This is a genomic window from Elusimicrobiota bacterium (assembly GCA_028718185.1).
Taxonomy (GTDB): domain Bacteria; phylum Elusimicrobiota; class UBA8919; order UBA8919; family UBA8919; genus JAQUMH01.
On record JAQUMH010000004.1, the window covers coordinates 162,903 to 185,087 of the forward strand.

General features: G+C 33.8%; 18 protein-coding genes and 1 riboswitch. All 18 genes read right to left on the minus strand.

Annotation, left to right across the window (positions count from 1 at the left end):
* Positions 1-10 precede the first annotated feature (10 nt).
* Positions 11-994: a CehA/McbA family metallohydrolase gene (locus tag PHE88_07415; GenBank protein ID MDD5687641.1), complete on the minus strand. Its 984-nt coding sequence runs from the start codon at positions 992-994 to the stop codon at positions 11-13.
* Positions 987-2,057 carry a bifunctional diaminohydroxyphosphoribosylaminopyrimidine deaminase/5-amino-6-(5-phosphoribosylamino)uracil reductase RibD gene (ribD, locus tag PHE88_07420; GenBank protein ID MDD5687642.1) on the minus strand — a complete coding sequence of 357 codons (1,071 nt, stop codon included), beginning with the start codon at positions 2,055-2,057 and terminating at the stop codon, positions 987-989. The genes PHE88_07415 and ribD overlap by 8 nt, the downstream gene beginning before the upstream one ends.
* Before the next feature lie 156 nt (positions 2,058-2,213).
* A riboswitch (FMN riboswitch) is annotated at positions 2,214-2,338 on the minus strand.
* Between the two features lie 115 nt (positions 2,339-2,453).
* Positions 2,454-2,681: a zinc ribbon domain-containing protein gene (locus PHE88_07425; protein MDD5687643.1), complete on the minus strand. Its 228-nt coding sequence runs from the start codon at positions 2,679-2,681 to the stop codon at positions 2,454-2,456.
* A 33-nt stretch (positions 2,682-2,714) separates the two neighbouring features.
* Positions 2,715-3,635, minus strand: a complete 921-nt coding sequence (gene trxB, locus PHE88_07430) for a thioredoxin-disulfide reductase (protein ID MDD5687644.1) — start codon at positions 3,633-3,635, stop codon at positions 2,715-2,717.
* A gap of 568 nt (positions 3,636-4,203) precedes the next feature.
* Positions 4,204-5,184 carry a virulence protein RhuM/Fic/DOC family protein gene (locus PHE88_07435; GenBank protein ID MDD5687645.1) on the minus strand — a complete coding sequence of 327 codons (981 nt, stop codon included), beginning with the start codon at positions 5,182-5,184 and terminating at the stop codon, positions 4,204-4,206.
* A gap of 177 nt (positions 5,185-5,361) precedes the next feature.
* Positions 5,362-5,886 carry an NADH-quinone oxidoreductase subunit B family protein gene (locus PHE88_07440; GenBank protein MDD5687646.1) on the minus strand — a complete coding sequence of 175 codons (525 nt, stop codon included), beginning with the start codon at positions 5,884-5,886 and terminating at the stop codon, positions 5,362-5,364.
* Between the two features lie 179 nt (positions 5,887-6,065).
* A complete protein-coding gene (locus tag PHE88_07445) occupies positions 6,066-7,655 on the minus strand; it encodes an NADH-quinone oxidoreductase subunit C (GenBank protein MDD5687647.1) in 1,590 nt (529 codons plus the stop codon).
* Between the two features lie 10 nt (positions 7,656-7,665).
* Complete coding sequence (locus PHE88_07450; protein ID MDD5687648.1) at positions 7,666-9,123, minus strand: hydrogenase 4 subunit F; 1,458 nt, start codon at positions 9,121-9,123, stop codon at positions 7,666-7,668.
* A 6-nt stretch (positions 9,124-9,129) separates the two neighbouring features.
* Positions 9,130-9,762 (minus strand): hypothetical protein, encoded by a 633-nt coding sequence (locus PHE88_07455; protein ID MDD5687649.1) that lies wholly within the window; start codon positions 9,760-9,762, stop codon positions 9,130-9,132.
* 1 nt (position 9,763) lies between these two features.
* Complete coding sequence (locus tag PHE88_07460; GenBank protein MDD5687650.1) at positions 9,764-10,684, minus strand: NADH-quinone oxidoreductase subunit H; 921 nt, start codon at positions 10,682-10,684, stop codon at positions 9,764-9,766.
* A 2-nt stretch (positions 10,685-10,686) separates the two neighbouring features.
* Entirely contained in the window at positions 10,687-12,519 is a 1,833-nt protein-coding gene (locus PHE88_07465; protein MDD5687651.1) for a proton-conducting transporter membrane subunit, read from the minus strand.
* Positions 12,520-12,648: 129 nt separating this feature from the next.
* On the minus strand, positions 12,649-13,230 hold the full coding sequence (locus PHE88_07470) for a thioredoxin family protein (GenBank protein ID MDD5687652.1): 582 nt from the start codon (positions 13,228-13,230) through the stop codon (positions 12,649-12,651).
* Positions 13,231-13,313: 83 nt separating this feature from the next.
* Positions 13,314-14,021, minus strand: a complete 708-nt coding sequence (locus tag PHE88_07475; GenBank protein MDD5687653.1) for a DUF4276 family protein — start codon at positions 14,019-14,021, stop codon at positions 13,314-13,316.
* Complete coding sequence (locus PHE88_07480; protein MDD5687654.1) at positions 14,018-15,157, minus strand: AAA family ATPase; 1,140 nt, start codon at positions 15,155-15,157, stop codon at positions 14,018-14,020. The genes PHE88_07475 and PHE88_07480 overlap by 4 nt, the downstream gene beginning before the upstream one ends.
* Positions 15,158-15,296: 139 nt before the next feature.
* Positions 15,297-16,214: a DNA adenine methylase gene (locus PHE88_07485; GenBank protein MDD5687655.1), complete on the minus strand. Its 918-nt coding sequence runs from the start codon at positions 16,212-16,214 to the stop codon at positions 15,297-15,299.
* The gene (locus PHE88_07490; protein MDD5687656.1) at positions 16,211-17,329 is read right to left on the minus strand and encodes a hypothetical protein; all 1,119 of its coding nucleotides are present in this window, start codon (positions 17,327-17,329) and stop codon (positions 16,211-16,213) included. Before PHE88_07490 ends, PHE88_07485 begins: the two co-directional genes overlap by 4 nt.
* 268 nt (positions 17,330-17,597) lie before the next feature.
* Positions 17,598-18,368: a WecB/TagA/CpsF family glycosyltransferase gene (locus tag PHE88_07495; protein MDD5687657.1), complete on the minus strand. Its 771-nt coding sequence runs from the start codon at positions 18,366-18,368 to the stop codon at positions 17,598-17,600.
* Positions 18,368-21,841, minus strand: coding sequence for a chromosome segregation protein SMC (locus tag PHE88_07500; GenBank protein ID MDD5687658.1), 3,474 nt, complete (start codon positions 21,839-21,841; stop codon positions 18,368-18,370). The genes PHE88_07495 and PHE88_07500 overlap by 1 nt, the downstream gene beginning before the upstream one ends.
* Positions 21,842-22,185 lie beyond the last annotated feature (344 nt).

The window sequence follows — 22,185 nt, forward strand, 5'->3', positions numbered from 1 at the left end:
CTCCGCGATATTATTCAAATATAGGGTTTGAAAAAATCCATGGTTTTAACCCGTATTTTTTCAGATAGCATTCACATCTATATACACCCTTACCATTAACTTGTACGGATAAATTATCCGAATAATCTTCCACAATATTTTGCCCATTTTTAATTATTCTTATAACTGCTTTCTTAGAAGTATTTACTATTATTTTATTGTTTTCTTTATAAAACCTGAAACCTTTCGAGTTAAAATAATAATCATTTGCAACAAACGATTTTCCCGTTTTTATGGCATTATAAACTTTTTTTATATCTGTCTTATCTTTACTTAATGGTTCTTCTAAAGTAATATGGGTTCTGATTGTCTTGAAAGCAAAATCAAACTTAAATATTTTCAATTTTAGTCCAAAATATTTCCGTATATCTTCGTGATTATCAACTTCACCGATACCAAATTTGTGCTCTGCCAGATTTATTTCATCCCATCTCTTAAGTGTTTCCTGTTTTGGACCTTTCAAAAAACATACAGGGAACAAATAACTCAAAATCGCCTTTGGGTAATTTTTCAATGTTTCCTGCCAATCGGTCTGTAAATCCCAAATACAAAAACCGGAAAAACCGGTTATGTTCCAGTCTTTCCATGCATATGATTTAACATCGAATTTCTCATTACCCGGATGGTCAGGATGAGCGATATAGCCAAACCCGCCTTGTTTATTAACTTCGTTAATATATTTTTGAGGTGTATTTTCCTGTTTTGTAACTATAACGGGTTTATTTATGTCAAATGCCAGGTAGTGGTTATATCTTGGTGATATTTCCTCACCAACAATAACAAGCGTGTTTTTATACCATCCTTCATATTTCTTTGCTTCCATAGAAAAGTGATCGGTAATTACAATAAAATCAAGCCCGCACCTGTTGGCTGACTCTGCAATTTCCTCCACTTTCCTGTGTCCGTCAAATGAATAAAAAGAATGAATATGTATTGCACCGCAATAATCAAACATCTATATAACCCTCATATACCAAATCATTTTCTATTTTATTTATCGATATATTTTTAACAGAAATCACATCCTCCATATTTTGAGCTTTACCAATTATTTTCGGGCAAATAAAGAACATGATTTTATCAACAAGTTTTTCGCTGAAAAAAGATTCCACGATAGTTTCTCCGCCTTCTATGACCAAAGACGATATTCCTATTTTGCCAAGCTCAATCAAAAGTTTTTTAATGTTTATAAGATTGTTTTTTACCGGTAATTCCAGAATTTTGACCCTCATTTTCTTGAGTTTTTCTTTTTTACTTTTGTTTGAATTTACTGATGTTGCAATTATAGTAGTCGCTTCATTGTTTATTACATTTGAATTTAGCGGGATTTTTAAATCGGTATCAATTATAATTCTTATTGGATTTTTTCCCATATCATGAGATGTTAAGCTGGGATTATCCCGTAAAACAGTATTTATCCCAACCAACACAGCATCATTAATACTTCTTATTTGATGGACAATCCTCCTTGAACTTATTGAACTTATCCATTTTGAATCACTCGATATTGTTTTAGTCTTACCATCAGCAGAATACGCCATTTTAACTATTACATAAGGTATTTTCTTTGTAACATATTTTATATATATTTCATTTAATTTTTTTGCTTCTTCTTTTAGAATTCCTACTTTGCATTTAATATTGTGTTTTTCCAGTTGTTTTATTCCTTTACAGGAAACAAACGGATTAGGGTCTTTCATTGCAATAACTACTTTTTTTATTCCTGCATTTATTATCTTCGGAACACAAGGTGGAGTTTTCTTGTTATAATGACAGCAAGGTTCCATGTTTACATACATAGTAGCATCTTTTGGATTTTGACAATTCTTTAATGCTTCTATTTCCGCATGATGTCCCCCGCAATACTTATGATAACCGGAAGATATAATCCTCCCGTTTTTAACAATTACACAACCGACAAGAGGATTAGGACTTACGTGCCCGGCACCTTTTTCAGCCAATTTTATTGCAACTTGCATGTATTTTTTTTCTTCATCTATATAATCTACTTTTTTCATTTGATTAAACCTTTCTCATGTACCTGCCCCCCTCAACTCTTTCTTCTCCCCTATGGGGAGAAGATGAAAAATGAGGGGTTTCTATTATAAATAAAAATCCCCGACAATACTTCGGGGATTATAAATAAACAGACTTATCCTGCTTTTTATTATTTTATTACTCTTCTATTATCCGGACTTTTACCGTCGGTATCTGAATTTCACAGATTCGGTCCCAATTTTATCGGAATTAGCGGACTATCACCGCCGGTAATGAATTTCACACAACCCCGAAGAGTTTTTATATTATATAAAAAATATGCATAAAGTCAACAAAATTATTCTTCTTAACAAACACATCGCAGCTTTCTACAAAATACAAAAAATAAGGAGAACACCTACGATTACGGGGTAACTTCACCTATGTTTACATCCCGGACAACAACCAGGAGTGCCATGTGCGACATCACAAGTTTTAGTATCACATTTATTACTGTTACCGCTTACTGCAAAACTTGAAAATATTCTTGTAATTTTGCTGCTCCCGCATTTCTCACATTTTGGCTTATCTTTATCTGCTGTCACATTTACTAATATATCAAATTCCTCTTTACAGTCTTTGCAAACAAAAGAATGTATCGGCATATTTCCCTCCAAAGACAGATAGAATAAAAATCTTTACCTGTCCTTTAAACTTTCTAAATATTTTTCTGCTGAAATTGCTGCTATTGCCCCATCACTACAAGCGGTAACAATTTGTTTTAATGACTTTTTACGACAATCACCACTCGCAAAAACACTGTCTATACTGGTTTTCATTTCTTCATCTGTAATTATGTAACCGGATTCATCAAGTTTAACAATATCTTTTAATAGATTTGTATTAGGATTATATCCGACAAATATAAACACACCGTCGCAGGTTACATTCTCTCTTTCTAATGTCCGGACATTTTCAATTAAAATGCCTTCAACTTTCTTTGTTCCTTCAATCTTTATAACTTTTGAATTCCATAAAAACTTAATCTTCTTATTTGCTAATGCCCTTTCTTGTATAATTTTTGTCGCCCGTAAACTATCTCTGCGATGTACGATAAAAACCGTACTGGCAAATTTCGTAAGGAATAGCGCCTCTTCAACAGCAGTGTCACCACCGCCTATGACAGCAACAACTTTATTTTTAAAAAATGCTGCATCGCAGGTAGCACAATAAGACACTCCATTACCTTTAAATTCAACCTCTCCATAAATACCAAGCAATTTTGGTTTTGCACCGGATGCAACAATCAAAGATAATGTATTATAAACCTTGTCTTCTGTTTTAATTTCTATATGGTGGTCTACTAATTTTATAGAGATTACTTCAGAACAAACAACCTCAAGTCCGAATTTCTCTGCTTGTGTCTTAAGCTTAAGGACAAGCCCGGCACCGTTGATTCCTTCAGGAAATCCCGGATAATTTTCAATTAAATTTGTTATAACTGCCTGCCCGTCAACACCATAATTGTCAATCAGGAGCGTTTTTAACCGTGCTCTTGAAGCATAAATCCCCGCTGTTAATCCCGCAGGTCCACCACCAATAATTATTACATCATACATAATTTAGTATCCAGTTGTTTTATGCAATCCTCAAACTAATACCTAATGAATTTATTATTTTAATAAAATTTGAAAGTCTCGAATCTGACTTAAAAAATGAGCGATAAAGATTTTCCCTGATTAATCCGGTATCTTTCGATAATTTAGATATTCCACCGCGAACCTTAAACCAATTGCAATTGCTGCAAGAAAGGCCCTTTCGTTCCCATCCTTTTGAAACTCCTCAAGGACTACTTCTCTATAACTTTCAAGTTCTTTAGGATGTAATCAACTTCAAATTCATCAAATGTTCTAAGTTTTCTTTTGCTCATGATAGTCCTTCCAATATTCAAAAAATAACAACCGTTCAACAAAAGGTTTCTGATGTTAGTTATCTTATAAATTACAACAGTCCATTCATAAACTTCTAACATTATTGTAGTATGTATGCTACAATATGTCAAGCGTATTTCTTATTTTTGATATATAAAATTATAGACTTGTGAAGAGAATCATTGCTTTTTATTTCCAATCTCCGGTTAAGATTATTGTTGAAAAGTCGGAGCAATAGGATTGTACCTACACTTTCTCATTTCAGCAGATTTAAAATGACTTTAATCATAACATCTTTTTCTGATGTCTTACTTGTTGCAATCATTAATGTTAAGGCAACCAAAGAGTTGTTGTCAATATGACTCGACCCGTCTTTACTAAACAAAATTCTGTTTTTCTGTAAAAAACAGATAAAAAGTGCCGCAGCAATACGTTTGTTCCCATCCACAAAACTATGATTTTTAACAATAAAATATAACAAGTTAGCAGCTTTTTCTTCTATGGTAGGATAAACGTCCTTACCATCAAATGTCTGATAAATTGTTCTAAGCGAACTTTCAAAACTTTTATCTTTTTTCTGTCCAAAAAAAGAAGAACTTTTGAATTTTATCCTCATCTCATCTATGATCAGTCTGGCATTTTCAGAATCAAGTGTATATTTTATCTCCTTTGTTCCTTTTGGAACAGATAGACAACCATTGTCATAATCATCCAAAATATCAAGAGCACGAGAATATTGATTAATTACTGTAAAAAGACCTCTAGTTTCATCGGAAATATTTTCAAGACTAATAACATTGCCTAAAAGTTTCAAAGATTTTTGTAATTCCAGATATTTGCGTTCAAACATCTTCAGTCGTTTCTCATTAATAGTATAACCGTCAATTAAATACTTTTTTAATACATTGGTTGCCCAAATACGAAATTGAGTTCCCTGCTTTGATTTTACCCTATATCCAAGAGAAATAATAATATCTAAATTATAGAATTCAATATCTCGCTCAATCTGTCTTTTACCTTCTTTTTGAACTATTCGGAATTTCCGAATAGTTGCATGCTTCTCTAATTCATTCTCTTTATAAATATTTCTAATATGTTCATTTATTGTAGAAATACCCTTATTAAATAATTCTGCCATCTGTTTCTGAGTCAACCATACAGTATCTTTATCTAACCTGACCTCGAATCGATTTCTATATAAAACAATTTGCCCTTTAGTTTCTACTTGTATTTTCATTTTCTATCTCCTGTATGATTTCTGTTCAACTATTGAGAAATCAGGCAAAATTTAAAACTAATGATTCTTCGCAATTATATTACAACTTTTTTACAGAATTTACAACTAATAAAAAATATCGATTTACAGCAGGTGGTTTTATCAATAAAAATATTAGTATTGAATAATATTGTGTAATTATTTTGTCTTTCCTAATAAAATCAGGATTGCTTTTACTATGTCTATGGGTTTTGGGGGGCATCCGTGGATATGTGCTGAAACAGGTAAAACATTCTTCACCCCGGAAAGTGTATAATATGAGTTCTTGAATTTTCCGCCATCCAATGCACAGTCACCGAGAGTAATTACAAGTTTCGGTCCAGGCATCGCATCATAAGTTCTTTTTAATGCAAGTTCCATGTTTTTCGATACAGGACCTGTAACAAGAAGAGCATCTGCATGGCGAGGAGATGCTACAAAATCCACGCCAAAACGCTGTATATCATAAATCGGGTTTGTTGCTGCAATAATTTCCGATTCACATGCACCGCACGACCCGGTATCCACTTCCCGAATATGAAACGACCTTGAAAATCTTTTCTTTATTGCTTTTTTAAGTTCCGCACCAAGCATTTCATATTCTTTAGAAACAGGAATTTCTTTTATGCTTAATGGTCGTGTTTGAAGAGCTTTTCTTATACTATTTTTAAATATTTCTATCATATTTTATATCTGATTACATTCACCCCGATGTTACATCGAGGCAAGAATTTTTAACACCGATTACACTAATTAAAGCATTACTATTCTTGTTAGCAAAATGAACTTTATAACAACAGTATATTATTTCTCTGTTTTCCATAATCTGTGTAATCTACTTTCTAATCTGCGTAATCAGAGTCTTATAAATCATTCCCAGAATATGAAAAGTCAAAGCTTTTATTGCAAAGAGGAAAATCAGGAACGATGTTTCCCGGCATTGCAAACGCAAGACCTTCCCAATTCCTGAATGACGGGTCAACAATTTTACATCTGACTATATGACCTTCTGCGTCAATTTTAACCCAATACAACACCGGTCCCCGCCATCCTTCTGCACATCCGAGCGCATAACCTTCTTTAATTTTTGGAAGCTGCTCTTTCTTCGATTCAAACGGTTTAATCATATCTAAGAACTGTTTCACTATCTTAATTGACTCTTCAAATTCATCGAACCGGATTTTCAGACGTGCTGAAACATCTCCGGACAAACAGTGTATACTATTAAACTTAACTTTATCGTATATCCCATGAAAATCTTTTCTTAAATCTTTATCAATGCCAGATGCGCGACCTGCCGGTCCCAGCACGCCCAAATCTTCAGCAATGTTTTTTCTTAAAATTCCGGTAGAATCCGCCCTGTCCATAAATGAGACGTTTGAAAGAATCATTTTCTTAAGTTCGTTTAAATCTTTTTGAAGCATTTCAAGATTTTGAATTAAAACTTGTTTTTTATCATCATTAAAATCGCATAAAACTCCGCCAATAGCGTTAACATTTTTCAAATACCGCGACTCTGTTAATTTTTCGTTCAAATCTAAAATACTTTCTTTCATCAAAGAAGCGAACGCTGACGGAAAAGAAAACCCGACATCAACAGCAATACCGCCTATATCGTTCACATGATTATACATACGTTCTAATTCAAGTAAGACCGCCCGGACATATTGAATATTTTCAGGGACATTAATTTTTAATATTTTCTCAATTGAATTACAAAAAGCCCAGCTATGGGCAAATGCTGAATCACCCGAAACACACTCGCTTAAAGAAACTGCTTCGTTTAAGCTTAGATTTTCAAAAATCTTTTCAACTCCACGATGGGTAAACCCAAGATGTATCTCAAGATTTATTACCGGCTCACCGGCAACACTAAACCTGAAATGACCGGGCGCGATTAGCCCTGCATGCACAGGACCTACAGCAACCTCAAAAACGCCGTCCCCTTCAACTTCTTTCAATTTATGTTCAGATTTCGGGGAATCTTTTATTTTTTTAGAATCAAAATCTTTCCTAAGAGGAAAATTACCTTGAGGCCAGACCTCTTCATGAAGTTTAAGCCGTCTTGTATCAGGACTGTTTTTTGGCACAATACCGAACATTTCATATATTTCCCGCTCAAAAAGTGCAGCGGAATAAATATCTTTTGATAGCGATTCAAATTCCGCGTTGTCTTTTGGAACTTCCGTTGTAATAAAAACCCATTTTTTAAATTCAATTGATTGAAAAGCACACAATAATCCAAAAACACCTTTTTCTTTCCTTTCATCAACTGCAAAAAATGACATCACAGGTGAATGCAGATATTTATGCATTGCAAGACACATTGGCTTAAAGTCACCCGCTCCCACCCGAGCATATATTTCATCCGGCTCCTTTTCCTCAATTCTCAAACTCAAAGGTTTTAAATTATACTTTTCTTCAATATCATCAAATATTTTTATATAATTCATAATTTCCCCGCTATATGTTTCCGAGCAGTATCCCTGACGCTGCTTTTAATAAAGAATTAAAAAATCCCGGGAATAAAAACCCCGAGACACATACAAAAACAAAAAGAAAAATGAATGCTGCTTTTGTAATCGAAGGGTCTTTTGATGCAATCATATCTTCGGGTTTCTTACCAAAACTTATTCCGGCAATATGTTCTACAAGTCCGTAAAAAACTACTGCTAAAACGAATATATACACAACACTTGCCATATAACTTCCTTTTACAAACCCTGCATATAAAACTGCCATTTCACTAAAAAATACCGAAAACGGCGGCATACCACTAAGAGCGAATGCTGTTATAATCGTAAAAACTCCGGCAAAAGGAATCGCCTTTACCGCACCTTTGATTTTACGCATATTGTGGGTGTTATATTTTTCAATTATTTCACCTGCGCCAAAAAACATAACCGCTTTTGTCGCTGCGTGATTAAATGTATGTAGCAGTGCTCCATAACAACCTATTGGTCCGCCGAAACCCAGTCCAAGAACGATAATTCCGATATGTTCAACACTACTGTATGCAAGAAGCCGTTTCAAATCTTTCTGTACAAGAACAAATACTGCGGCAACAGTTATAGAAATAAGACCGAAAAAAACAAATAAATGTGAGGTGTAACCTGAACCAATTGCTTTATTTGTAACTATGGCAAACCGCATAATAGCATAGACGGACGTTTTAAGTAAAACTCCTGATAAAAGCGCACTTATCGGCGTAACTGCCTGGCTGTGCGCATCCGGAAGCCATGTATGCATCGGGGCAAGACCTGCCTTGGTACCATAACCGACAAGTATGAAAAGAAACGCGATTTTGATTATATGTCCGTCAAGTTTTGATGCAACGGAAATAAAATCTGTCCAGTTAAGACTTTTAATTCCCCCATCATGGGAAACCGTATAGTAAAACAATATTGTACCCAAAAGAGCAAGTGTTATACCAACCGAACAAATAATAATGTATTTCCATGCGGCTTCAACCGAATGTTTACTATTGTAGAAGCCGACAAGAAACGCTGAAGCAAGAGTCGTCATTTCTATAGCAATCCAGACAAACCCGAGATTATTAACAAGCGTTACAAGATACATTGAAAAAGTGAACAGGTTAAATAAAAGATAATATATTTTTGATTGCGACTCAGGAAACTTTTTGTTTTGAACATCTTTCTCTATAAACGATATTGAATAAAGTGCAGAAGCAAAAGTTATAAGCGATACTGTCAAGATAAAGAAAGCGCTGAGAGCATCGGCATAAAATATTGCTTCTGAAAAATGTTTTACGGCAAGAATCTTGTTAGCAAAACAAAACGAAATTAACAGTTCCACACCGTAGCCAATTGTAGTTATGGTGCCTGCTATCACCGGCTTCTCCACTAATGCAGATATTATTGCAAGAACAACCGGAATGATTAGTATCAAATATATTTCCATTAAATCCTATCCCCTGAGCTTTGTTAATTTATTTACATCAATATGAGTAAAGAGTTCGTTTATGCGATAAACAAATATACCAAGTATCACAACAATTATAAAAATGTCAAAGAAAACTGCTATTTCCATTAAAAACGGCATACCCCCGCATAATGTGGTTGCAGTAAGAAAAACTCCGTTTTCCATTAAAAGAAGACCGACAATTTGAGCTACCGCTTTGCGGCGCGTTACCATAATAAACAAACCTGTAAACGTAACAGAAAGCGAAACTGCAAACGAAGTAATAACAAGATTTTCTTTTAAAACAACAATTTCTTTTGCAAAATAATACGATAATACAGTCAATATAATTACCAAAAAAAGCGAAAGAACCGGATTTACCAGAAGACCAAGGTCTTCGTTTGTGTTTATTTTCTTAATTACCCAGCGCAGAAACAAAGGAATTGCTATAACTTTAAGCGTAAAGATTAATCCTGCAAGAACGTACATTCCGTTATCAGCAGACCTGTATGCAATAAAAAGAACGCACCCGAAAAGAAAAAAGGACTGCAAACAAAAACCCGTAATAAGAGCAGTCATTCGTTTTGCGATAACCATTAAAAACGTCATTACAAAAATACCGAAAATAAAAAAATTCATTTTATAATCCCAATACCACTAACACAAGTGCAGTACCTGAAAGGACAAATGCGAATGTCGTAAAATCAGGGACACGGAAAAGACGCATCTTTGCTACTGTAACTTCAATTACTGCAACAACAAAAGAAATTAAAAGTATTTTGGAAATAAATATTCCTGAATAAACTAAAATTGAAGACATACTGAAATCGGTCAATTGGAAAACCGGAAAAATAACTATTGAAAGAAGTGAAAAAAAGATAATTTGTTTGATTTGGGCTGCAAGTTCTATCAATGCAAGAGACCTTCCTGAATATTCCAAAATCATAGCTTCATGGACCATAGTAAGTTCAAGATGGGTTTCCTGATTATCAATAGGTATGCGAGATGTCTCTACTATAGTTACCATAAAAAGAGCAGCCCCTGCAACTAAATGCGAAAGATTAAAAGAAAATTCCGTGCTTAAAACGTTTAAATCGGTAGTACCTGTTCCAAGACATAAAGCAAACACAGCAACAAAAAATGCGGGCTCAGTAAGTGCCGAGATGAACATCTCTCGTGAAGAACCCATACCGCCGAAAGAACTTCCTGCATCCAGCCCGGAAAGTGCAAGAAAAAACCTGCCAAGCGACAAAAGAAAAATCAAAGCAAAAAAATCTCCTACGTGATTTAAAGATATTCCCGGAAAAATACCGGGAACAAGCATTAGAGCAGTTAGCAATGACGCTAAAACTATGTAAGGTGTGAAAGAAAATATCCACGATGTGTGTTCCGAAACAATTTCTTCTTTTCCAAAAAGTTTGATAATGTTAAAATACGGCTGAAATATGCCAGGACCTTGACGCATCCGGAAGTTATTTTTTATTTTTCTTATAATCCCGCTAACAAGCGGTGCTATAATAATTAAAACAACAATTTGCAAAACAAATAATGTTATCTTCATAATTAAAAGTGACTCATAAAAACAATAAGTCCTACTATTGCTATAAAAATATATGCGATATAAAGATGAATGCTTCCTGCCTGTAAACGCCTGAACCTTTTTGCAAAAAATAAAATAGCTTTTAACAGGTTACCATACAAATAGTTCTTAATAACCGGTGTGGTGAAAAGCTCATATTGCTGGGTATGCAGGTGATAGACAGAATCCATTGTTTTTTTTGTTTTAATATACGGCTGTAAAAAGAAGCTGAATGCTATACGGAAAGGTTTAGAAAACCCGGTTGCACTGTATTCTGTTTTTGGACCTAAATTATAGTAACCGCAATCCCATGTTCTGCCAAAAGATATCTTTCGTTTCCCTGCCAGAATAATTACAGCAAAATATGTTAATGCCCCCACACAAATCAAAAACGCCAATAAAAGCGGGACAGAAATATGCGAGCCATTGGATGGTGTAAATGATAAAGAAAAATTGGTTAAACCGAAAGTCATTTGTGAAACATCAATAGATAAAACATTTCCGGATATTTTTACAAGGTATTTTAAAACCGGAGCAAAACCAAGTCCAAGCACTACCACCAAAAACGAAAGAAAGAGCATAGGACCGGTCATTGTAGCAGAAACTTCTTTTGCTTCAGCTGCTTTTTGACTCCTGGGCATTGCAAGAAAACTTATACCGAAAGCTTTCACGAAACATGCCGCTGCAAGCCCGCTTGTAAGAGCCAGAGCCCCGGTACATAGTCCAAAAAATATCTTATTAGTCCCGGAACTGCTAATAGCAGCGATGAAAAACGACTGAAAAGTGAGCCATTCACTTACAAAACCATTTAAAGGCGGCACCGCAGAAATTCCCAGAGCACCAATCAGGAAACAGACTGCTGTAACAGGCATTTTCTTGATAAGCCCACCAAGTTTTTCAATATTCAGCAAACCCGTCGCTCTTTGGATACTGCCAGCCCCTAAGAAAAGCAAACTTTTAAATACTGCGTGGTTAATGAGATGGTAAATCGCTGCAGATAACGCCAAAACTGATACGACACCAGACCCCTGATTAAGAAATATCATTGAAACACCGATTCCCAAAAGAATAATTCCTATATTTTCAACACTGTGATACGCAAGAAGCCGTTTCAAATCATGCTCCATCAGAGCATAGATTACGCCCACAAGACAGGAAACAATCGCAAATATTATTATTGTATATCCCCACCACGCCGGTCCCTGTCCGAGCATTATAATAACAAACCGCAGGATTCCGTATATCCCCATTTTTATCATTATTCCGGACATTATGCTTGATATATGACTTGGTGCTTGCGGATGGGCGTAAGGAAGCCACAGATGCATCGGCACCGCACCTGCTTTGGTTAAGAAGCCTATGATAAATAGAATAAATAGGGTGTTTTTTAGAGTAGCGGGCGCAGTTGTTAATACCGCCTTTATAGAAGATATATCCATACTGCCGCAAATATGATAGGAATAAACAAATCCTAATATCAGAAACGCTGTCCCGATATGTGTCATTACAATATAAATTATTCCAGCTTTTACTGACTTTTCTTTTTCAAAATCAAAAATTACAAGAAAAAACGAAATGAGCGACATCAACTCCCATGCAACCAGAAAAAGAAGTATGTTTGAGGAAACAACAACAAGGAGCATTGAAAGGATAAACCCAATAGATAACACCCATCCATAGCGCAAAGTAGCGGCATTATACCTTCCACGCATATATCCTATTGAATATATGAGCGATGGCAGCGATACAATTAGAATTAAAGCAATAAATAGTAACGATAGCGGGTCAAATTGCACCCACGAGTGAGGTATATCCATTTTTGTATTTTTTTAACGGGTAAGAAGGACACGTTTTCAATGAGGAACTAATTTGAAAACGCGGTTAAGCCTATGCTCGTCATTTTTGTTAATAATATATTCTACAAAATATTTTAAGAAAAATCAAACCTAAATTAAATCACAAGCTTCGGGGGGCATCCAGTGGGCTTCCTGACCTACCCATTTGACATTACAACCTATTGGATTTGTTTTGGTAATACTCACGGGTTTTCCTGAAGTAACTTCTTCAAGAGCTTCTTCAAGATTATTGGCAGTCATTTTGCCGGTTTCTCTCGGATTATCAACGCCCCTGCCGGTATATACTAATTCTCTTTCTTTGTTAAAAACATAAAAGTGAGGTGTCCGTAACGCTCCGTATGCCTTTGCAACACTCTGTGATTTATCCCGAAGATAAACCCAGGGAAACTTATTTTGTTTCATCCGCTCAACCATAGTAAAAAAATCATCTTCCGTATGTACTTGCTCACTGTTTGAATTTATACCGACAAACACGACCCCTTTCCCCTTATATTTCTCAGCAGTTTTTCTGGTAACCTCATCCGACCCGGTTACATAAGGACAATGATTACAAGTGAAAAACACAACAAGAACATTCGCATCAACAAAATCCGATAGCTGATAATTCCTACCATCTGTGGCAGATAAGTCAAAATCAGGTGCCTGTTCCCCAATTTGTAATGTAAAAGGCATTGTTTAAACTCCGATATGCTACGTTTTACTACCTCGGCATAAGTCAACCAATTAAATACTGACTCTAACCCGCCATATGTTCCCTAACTTGCTAAAAAAGAGTCAATTATTTCAATGAGTTTACCCAGATTCATAACTTTATTTTTTAAAGATAAATATATTTGATTATAGTCAAGTGCATTAATTGTTCTAACACAATTGTTTTTTTTCTTTGTATACGCAAAACCAACTGTATGATATATATTGTGTAAATCATCTGATGGTTTATCTCTATCTTCTACATTCTGTATTGTTGGGTCAAAGTTTATACAATTTAATATTTTTTTCAATGAAAGAGTAGTATCAATTTTCTGGAAATGTGTAGTTTCTGCTAGAAACCAAGCTTCAATTTCCATTATTGCTAATATTATATCTACTTTTATAGGCTTAGTTTTTACCTTATAGTTTAAATACTTTTGTAACTCAGGTAAATTAATACGTTTTGTTGGATACACATCTCTTAATCCTACTATTTTTTCATGACCTTTATTTACTAAAGAGTCATAATTGTCTCTAATATCCGATTGCACTTTAGAATCTCCACTACTATTATAAATTATAACATAAAATTTAGCATTATTTACTTTCCTTGATGATGCATTAATAATAGTAAACGAGCGATATCCTTTAGAACTTATTGTTTCTTCCATCTCTTTTATTATTATGTTGTTTTCTCCAGCAACTTCACGTAATAATTTAGCAACAAACAATTGTTCAGTTTGTCCTTCTACGAAAATTGCCATTTTTTTCATTTTTTGTTACTTCCTTTTGAATAAAATTCAGTTGACAAAAAATCAAAATTATTAAGGCCAGTATATGAAAACTCATCAAATATTTTTTTTGAATTTTGATAGTTGTAGACTTTACACAATTGACCTTTTCTTTGAATTAGACACCAATATTTAAGAGGCACATTATTCATTACAAATCTATCATTTGTTGACATAATTAGTTGAACAGAAGAAGATTTTGCTTTATCTATAAGAATTTTTATTAATGTTGAAGCTCTTTCATAATCCAATCCTTCACCTATATCATCAATAAGAATACAACTAGGCTTAGTTTCTAATTTAGAATAATTTAACTGTATTAAAAGAGAAAGCGCTCTAAACATACCTTGCGATATCTGATTCTGCTCTGTATCTACTGAAATATCCGATTCTTTAACAATTAGTCCAATTAAACCTGCCCCTTGCAATTTAATACTGTTTATCTGATTAACTTTAATGTCATCAATTTTATAACCAATTTCATTCATGTCATTAACTATGGATTTTTTATATTTATCTCTATATTTTCCTAATCCTTGTTTAAAAATACTAACAACTCTATGTGTATCTTTTAAATTAATTTCTGCTTTAATGTTTTCATCTTTTAACGAAGCATCAAAAATATCCTTTCCTAGTTGGGTGCCAAATAAATAATGAAACGTAGTTTTCCCCCATTGATATATATCATCAAAAAATGGATGTTGTAATGTGTCTCTTCTAACAACACAAGCTAATTCATTAGTAGGTGCTTGAAATTTCATAAATTTATGGAGCTGCTCAGCAAATATTTTGCTTTCCCCTTTTTCTTCTCTATTTAATAATAATCTACTATCAATTCTCAGTTTTTCAGTATTTACCTTCTTATTTTCAATAATAAGTGTATATTCTATGTTTTTCCTATCTTTATCATAAATTAATTTAAAATTCGCAGAATCATAAGTTGGTTTAATTTCTCCTGTAATTAAACGTGAAAGATTATTGATGACGTTAAGTGTTTTAGTTTTACCCGTTGCATTTTTACCAACAATTAAATTTATTTTATTAAGCATTAATTTCTCTAAAGACCATTCGGCAGGCTTTCCAATAAATTGACTGAACTCTAATGATTTTAAAAACATTATTCCTCCTTACTTCTCATATTATTAAATATACGACAGTTCCGATTTAACTAACATCTCTACTTATGGATTAAAGTTTTATTATTATCTATTTCCATTTTAAACTTGAGTAATCAGACAAAATTATAATTATATATTACTACTTTTTATGTAATGGGTTTCTCTTCTTTCTATGTGCTGTTATGTGATGTGCTTCTCGCTTTGCTTGATACTTTACTTTTGGTTCAAATAAAGTCATCTGTTGTTCTTCGGGTAATTGTTTCAAATAGTTTGAGATGAAAAGTTCTTTCCCTTTTTTGTCAGAACCTTTGGTTACGTTTCTCATTCCATAGGTTAAGTTCCAAGGGATTATGTTAGCAAAGGAGAATAACTCCCTGATATATTTACTATCATCATAAGTTATGAGCCATTTATGTTTGCAGTTACGCATTGTTTCTGCAAATCTCTTATGATCAAATGATTTATGCATGTTTCCATTCTTTCCGTATAGTGCAGATTTTGTCGCTGAAAAATAAGGTGGGTCAAGAAAAATAAAAACATTTTCCCCATCTTTTTTAACTAATTCTTCATAGTCAAGATTAGTGATAGTTGAACCGTTAATTACTTTGGCAAATTGGTTAAGTCGCTGAATACTACTTTTGGTAAAACGTCCCGTAAACGCTCCTTCACTGAAACCACCGCTTAAACTTGTTCCTGAAAATGTTATTCGATTGTAAATAAAAAAAGCTGCTGCTCTTTCCAAATCGTTAAATCCTTCTATGTTTTTATTTAAAAATTTATGCAATTCTTTCCCAACAGGATATTTATTCCGCCATTCATAAACTTTGTCAATTAAAACATCTACATCTTTTTGGGCCATTTCCCAAAACTTAAAAAGTTCTAAATAGAGGTCGTTAATCCAAAACTTTTTATTTGGAAATCGTTGTTTGACATAAATAAAAATAGAACCACCACCTAAAAATGGTTCTCTAAATTCATCAAATGCCGGCAAAAGAGTTGATATTAACTCAACTGCTCTGCTTTTTCCTCCCGGATATCTTAATGGACTTTTTATCATTTTGAGTGTTGTATTTTAATAATAAATTTATTTTGTTTAGCTTCTTTTATTACCGCTTCGATAAGAAGAATTTGAGTTTTTGAAAGATTATTAACCTTGAAGAATTTAGTCAGCTCAGTTTTTGTGCTATTAGATGAAATGGTTCCTTTAAGTTTTGAAGATGTCAAACATAGTCCTGCTTCACTTTCAATTTTTGTTCCGTTTGCTGTTACATCAGTTAGATTGCAATACAAAATCATTTTCAGCAAACCGTCTTTGATGTCACCTATACTAGGAAGTATTGCATTTTTACTATGTTTTCCTTCTAATAAACTTACTTTTTTCTTCGTAATTAGTATCTCATCAACAGTCCAAAAGTACTGTCCACCTAAATAGTTTGTTATTGTAATTTTTGCTTTTGTGAGTGTTGATAAGCTTTCTTTGGGTTGAAGTGTTACAAATTCTCTTGATTGTGCTTTTTCTGCTTTTCCTCTTGAAAATGCCATAAACAATGAAACATCTTTTCCAATCTTATTTTTAAAATTCCCCAAACCTCTTGAACCGTGAAGTTTTACGCCTGTTGATTTTTCAATTTTAGTGTAGAAAGATTTTACTTTATTAATAACGTTATGTAAGTTAGTATTGAGTTCGTTTAAATTCCAATGCAATGCCGAACTATGATATTGTTCAATTTCTTTGATTTTAGAAATGACATATTTATTGTCAAATTGTTGGTTGGTTATTTTTTGGTCTGCTTTTTCTGCTTTTGTATAATAAGCAAAAATTACAAACACGTCTAACAATGACATTAAAGAAACAGTGTCCCACTGTATAAAATCTCTGTCTCCTTTTGCTCCTTCGTCTTTTACAATTGGTATGACCGTAATTTTTTTTGAAATGTGTAGAGTATTAAAAACACGTTCAAATGGATATGAACGTGTGCGTTTTGGTGAAACCCATTTTGAGATAGCAAAACAATGTTTGTTATCTGTAATGAGACAAGATGACGGTGCTTCGTTGATATCAAAATTTTTGATGTCAACTTTCTTCAAGTTCTCGGATAGAACTATTTTATATTTTATACCTGTTATTTTACCTATTATATTCATTTTGTGTTTACCTATGCTTTTAATCATTTTTTGAACAACTTTTGTTCAAACCTTAAATAATCATGCAAATCCATAACCAATGACTTACTACAATTATATATTACTACTTTTTGCGCAATATTCAATTAAAATGTTTTAACTAAAAACAAATACATTCAAGTTAAGCACGCCAAGGGCGTGCAACTACAAAAATTGAAATTCCTATATGTAAATAAATAGATGCTGAAACGAGTTCAGCATGACAAAGTAGAGGTGTTATTCTAAAACATGACTTAAAAAGTCTTGTAGTCCCCCCTCATCTTTCATCTTCTCCCCTTTGGGGAGAAGAAAATATTGAGGAGATATTACTTAGCTTTTCATTGATTACTTTTATAATGAAAACTGAGAGTTTTAGGATTCTTGTGATTCGCCAGGGTTGTTGGATTAGACGGAATAGCCATTCTATTTGTAATTTTATCATCCAGATTGGTGCGCGTTTTAAATTGCCGGAGAATACGTCATAACTGCCTCCGACACCTACTGCAATCTTTGCACCGAGTGATTTCAGATTTTTATTAATCCATTTTTCCTGGAATGGGATGTTCAGACCGACGAAAAGGATATCTGCTTTTGATGTTTTTATTTTTGAAATTATCGATTCTTCTTTGTCTGAAAAGTATCCGTTATTATATCCTGCTATTTTCAGCTCAGGGAACTTTTCTTTTATATTTTGAACAGCTTTTGTTATAACTTCTTCTTTTGCACCGAGGAAGAAAACTGAATGGTTGTTTGCTTGTGCGTAATTCAGAAGAAAATTCATAAAATCTATGCCGGGGATTTTTTCTTTTAATGGGGTGTTTGAAAATTTGGATGCCCAGAATATACCTGAACTTTCAGGTAGGACAAGCGACGCTTTATCAAAGACATTTTTTAGAGCACTGTCTTTTTGGGCTTCTAAAAGCATTAACGGGTTTGCTGTTATTAGCTGATGCTGGCTACCATCGGTTAGGAAAGTATGTATTAGAGGAAGCGTTTCGTCAAAGGTGACTCTGTCAACTCTTATTGACAGTATTTTTATTGACTGCATTATGCGTTGGTACTAACGGTACTGAGAACCGGCTCCCGGTCTCCTTCAAGCTGAACAGATATTATTTTGGAAATTCCCAACTCTTCCATAGTTACGCCATAAAGAACATTTGCCGACTCCATTGTGCGTTTATTATGGGTTATAACAAAAAACTGAGAATTCTTTGCAAATTCTTTCAGCATTCTTGTAAATCGCAAAACATTTGCTTCATCAAGCTGACCGTCTATTTCATCAAGGATACAGAACGGCGCCGGTTTTACAAGATATAATGCAAACAGGATTGCAATTGCTGTAAGTGTTCTTTCACCGCCTGAAAGCAGAGAGATATGTTGTAACTTTTTTCCCGGCGGTTGTGCAATGATATCAACTCCTGTTTCAAGTAAATTACCCTCATCTGTTAAAATCAGGTCTGCTTCGCCGCCTTCAAAAAGCTGTTTAAATATATTTCTGAAATTTTCCTGGACTATTGTAAACGTTTTCTGGAAATACTGGCGTGTCATCAGGTTTATTTTGTTTATAGTATCGTGAAGGTCTGTTCTTGCTTTTTCCAGGTCTTCTTTTTGTTTTGAAAGGAAATTATACCGTTGTTCAAGCTGTTCATATTCCTCAGGTGCTGCAAGATTTACTGTGCCGAGCGATTCAATTCTTTTTTTAAGCCGTTCCAGTTCTTCCGGAGAAATCGCTATTTCCTGATAAGCGTTTATGGCATCTTGTATTTCTATTCCTTTTTCTTCTTTGACACGGGCTTCAATTTGTCTTATTTCAGATGATGTTCCCGACACGTGACGTTCAACGCTTCTGACTTCATCCTGGATTTTTTGCTGTTGAAACCTTAAATTTTTCAATTCGTTTTCAATGTCTAATATGGAGGTTTTTATATCGTCCCGTTCTTTTTCAATTTTTCTGAGGACATCGTCCATTGTGTCTTTTGAAACAACAATCTTATTGATTTCTTCAGATGAATCTTTTATGGTTTTTTCAAATTCCGCTAATTTTTCATTTGAGTTAACAAGCCATTTTTCGGCTTTTTCAACTTCAAAATTTGTAAAATTAATCTTATTGGAAATATCTTCTGCTTTTTCTTTTAGATGTTGCACTTGTGAATTTTTAACAGAAAAGTCAACTGTCATATCGGTAGTTTCATTTGAAACCTTTCTGAGTTCTTCCTGATATTTCTGGATTTGCTCTGTCATCTTAGATAATCTTTCTTTAACTGCTTTCTCAACATTAGCTTTTTCATCAAGCAGGTTATTTACTTCTATTGTGTTTTGCTCCATCCCTGCTTTCTGTTTCTGAAAATCATCAAATTCCGTAGAAAGAACTTCTAAGAAGTTATTGGTTGTCTTTAATGATTCGTCTGTTATCGATAAGTCCTTTGTCGTTGTGAATAAATCATTTTTATATGTTTCCACCAAATCAACATTACTTTTCAATGTTACATCAAGATTTGAAATTTCTTGTTGTAAATCATTGATTACTTTTTCTGACTTTGATACATCTTCATTAACGTTTAATATTTCTTTTTTCAGATGTTCGATTTCATTAGTTATTTCTATACCGCCTTTTTTCAATATTTCTTTCTTTCCGCCCTGGACTATTCCGGGGGTATAAATTATCTCATCCTGAATAGTAGCATTGCTTAAAAGGAACTCTATCACCTTTTTATATTTAGGGTCTTTAAACTCTATAAAATCAGTAAGTAATTTACCGGTGAAAGCACTGGGATAAGAAATATTCATTTTTTCAATATCGGATAATATCAAAAATGAAGCCCAGCCTTGATTTTCATTTTTTAACCAGTTTATTACTTCTAATGCCGTATTCTGGGTGTCGCAGATAAGATAATCGCTTTTTTCGCCAAGTACCGACTGGACAAACGGAATATCTTCCGGTTTCACTGAAATAACATCACTTACTGTTCCCTTAATTTTATCCCCGAATACTTCTTTTATTTTGGAAATTAATTCGTAATTAGAACTGTTGATAACTGTTTTTAACTGCACGCCAAGCTGAACAGAACTATTTTTCTTTTCAAAAAGTTCACTCTGGAGTTTATCAAATGTCTGTTTTAATTGTTCTTTTCTTGCATTTTGTTCACTTATTTCTTTTGTTTTCGCATCCAATAATCTCTCAGTTTCAGCGACCTTTTCTTTTAATCCTTTGAAGATTCCTTCTTTTTCAGTCTTCTGTATCAACAACTGCTCTTTCTGAACACGTATTTTTTCAACACGCTGTTCTATATCCTTAAGAAAATGAGCATTTGAGGATTTCTTGTTATGTAAATCAGATATTCCTTTTGCTATATTAAATATTTCCTGACGGACATTATCAATTTCACCGGTTAGTTTCAACGTTTCTGCTTCAAGATTGTTTTTTTCTTCTGTCTTTTTTGAAAGTGTTTCTTTGAAAGAAGAAATTACCTTTTCATATTCCGCTAAATTTTTGGTTACTTCTTCTTGTTCTTTTTTGTAATTTTCCAAATCACTCTTACCTTGCTTTATTTCAGCATGTGATTCTTCATTGCGTTTTAGAAAATCAGATTTACCTGCTTCTGCAGCTAAAATCCTCTCTCTCAATATCTGGATTGTGGAATCCACCTTTCCCGCTTCAGTCCGTTTTAAGATAAGCTCGTCTTCTTTAGATGCCAAAGTCAGCTTTAACTCGGAATATTTTGCATCTATCTTGTCTATTTCCATTGATACCTGCGATTGTTTTTCGTTTACAGCTTCTAATTCTTTTTGTTTTGCGGCATTTGTATTCTTAGCCTCAAGATACTTCTTAACAAGTGAATTGACTTCGTAATTTTTAAGTTCATCGAGATATTTCTGATATTGTTTTGCTTTCCTTGCCTGTGTGTCAAGTTTGCTTTTTTGTGATTCGAGTTCTACCAGGATATCATTAAGACGCAGCATATCCTGACCGACTTTCTCAAGTTTCCTGAGTGCTTCTTCCCTCTTTGATTTATATTTTGATACTCCGGCTACTTCTTCAAATAAAAACCTTCTTTCTTCAGGTTTAGATTGTAATACAAAATCAATTTTTCCTTGTTCCATTATTGAATATGAATCAGTACCAACTCCGGTATCTAAAAACAAATTTCTTATATCTTTAAGCCGGACAGGCACCTTGTTTAACAGATATTCGGATTCACCGGAACGATAAAGACGGCGGGTTACGCTCACTTCCGAATAATCAATAGGAAGAACGTTCTTGGAATTGTCAAACATAAGAGTTATTTCGCTGAGTGATGTCGCCTTTCTTGTTGTAGTGCCGTTAAATATTATATCTTCCATTTTTGTGCCACGTAATGATTTTGCCGATTGTTCTCCTAGCACCCATTTTATCGCATCTGTAATGTTTGTTTTTCCACACCCGTTAGGTCCTACGATAGCTGTAATACCTCCGCCAAATCCAAGAGTTGTCTTATCGGCAAATGATTTAAAGCCGAAGATTTCCAAATTTTTTAATTGCATGATTTAATACTCCTATTTTGTATTAACTGTCTTTTATTACCAGATTGGTATGTTCTTTTACCATCTTTTAGAAATTATATATAAAAAAATATATTTGTCAAGTGAAATATGGATTATGAGAATTTTTTATTTTTAGACCGTTTAAAAAGTTTAAACGGTCTTGATTACATTCACCCCGATGTTACATCGGGGCAGGAATTACGAGAAACGATTACACAGATTACCAGCAGGTCTTAATTCGTGTATTCTTGTTTTTAATCGGTATAATCAGAGATTGTAGGTTTTGAAAAATATTTCATTTTGTAAAGAGACTGTTAGCCAAATCAAATTCAGTTTTTGTTGGT